This is a genomic window from Falsiroseomonas oryziterrae (genome assembly GCF_021864505.1).
In the GTDB taxonomy this organism is placed as follows: Bacteria; Pseudomonadota; Alphaproteobacteria; order Acetobacterales; family Acetobacteraceae; genus Falsiroseomonas; species Falsiroseomonas oryziterrae.
The window spans coordinates 1-1,106 of record NZ_JAKJIB010000602.1; the positions used below are offsets into that span (position 1 = coordinate 1).

Genomic DNA, 1,106 nt, shown 5'->3' on the forward strand with positions numbered 1-1,106 from the left:
CTGCGCCCGCCGCCCGGCGGGTCGGAGGGGTCGGAGTCGCTGATGCCGGTCCGCATCTGCTGCGTCCGGACGCCGCCGCGCCCGCCGCCGGGCGGGTCGGACGGATCCGCATCGCTGATGCCGGTGCGGCGCACCACGCCGCGGCCGAAGCCGGGCGCGTCGGAGGGATCGTTGTCGGTCACGCCGCTGCCGCGATGCCCGCCACGCCCGCCGCCCGGCGGATCCGACGGATCGGCGTCGCTGATCCCGGTGCGGCCCGGGGCGAAGGCCTGCGGCGGGGCGTAGTAGACAGGCTGCTGCTGCGGCACGCAGGCCGCCGTCGCGGACGTCGCGCCGCCCAGCGCCGCCAGGCGCAGCACGAACAGCCGGCGCTTCAGGACGGGCCGGTCCGTCCGCTGCTCCTCGGGTCTGTCGTCTTCGGGAACGTTGCCCATGCCGAATCCCCCCATGCCGGCCCGCATGGTGGCGCGGAAATCGCGGCGCGTTGATGGAGCAACGGCGCGGATGAACAAGAACTAATGCAGCTCGCGCGCAGCGCGAGACGCCGCGCGCCGGCACACCCGCTGGCCCGTCAGGGCGCCGGCATCACCACGATGGTGACGGCGCGCGCGCCCGGCTCCTGCGCACGCCCACTGAAGGCGCCGACCCGCGCCTCGGCGCGGATCCGGTCGCGCTCCACCCCTCGGGCGACCAGCGCGTTGGTCACCGCGCGCGCCCGCTGCGCCGCCAGCTGGACGGAGGTCTGCGCCCCCTGCCCGCGATCGGCGTGGCCGAGCACGCAGACATGGCGGTCCTGCATCTCGAGGATCAGCGCGACGGCCGCGTCCAGCGGCGCCCGCGCCGCATCGCCCAGCCGGTCGGCGCCGCGCGCGAAGGGGACGGCGAAGACGTCGTCCTCCAGATCCTCGGCGCCGACGCAGGAGAACGGGCGCGGCTGCGCCAGCGCGACGCCCGGCAGCAGCAGCAGCGCGAGGACGGCCGCCTTCATGCCGCCGGCGCGAGCAGCCCGGCGCCCGACAGCTTGCCGAGCAGCGCCTCGGCCTCCACCGCCGGATGGGCGCGCGCGAGCTCCGGCGCGGTGACGTCGGGGCGCGCCAGCAGCCAGG

Annotated in this window: 2 protein-coding genes; both read right to left on the minus strand. The window is 77.1% G+C overall.

Annotated features, from left to right (window positions below):
• Nucleotides 1–434 (minus strand): hypothetical protein (locus tag L2I40_RS23525; RefSeq protein ID WP_237217773.1); only part of this gene is annotated, 434 nt, incomplete at its 3' end.
• A gap of 137 nt (nt 435–571) precedes the next feature.
• Complete coding sequence (locus tag L2I40_RS23530) at nt 572–988, minus strand: OmpA family protein (RefSeq protein WP_237217774.1); 417 nt, start codon at nt 986–988, stop codon at nt 572–574.
• Nucleotides 989–1,106 lie beyond the last annotated feature (118 nt).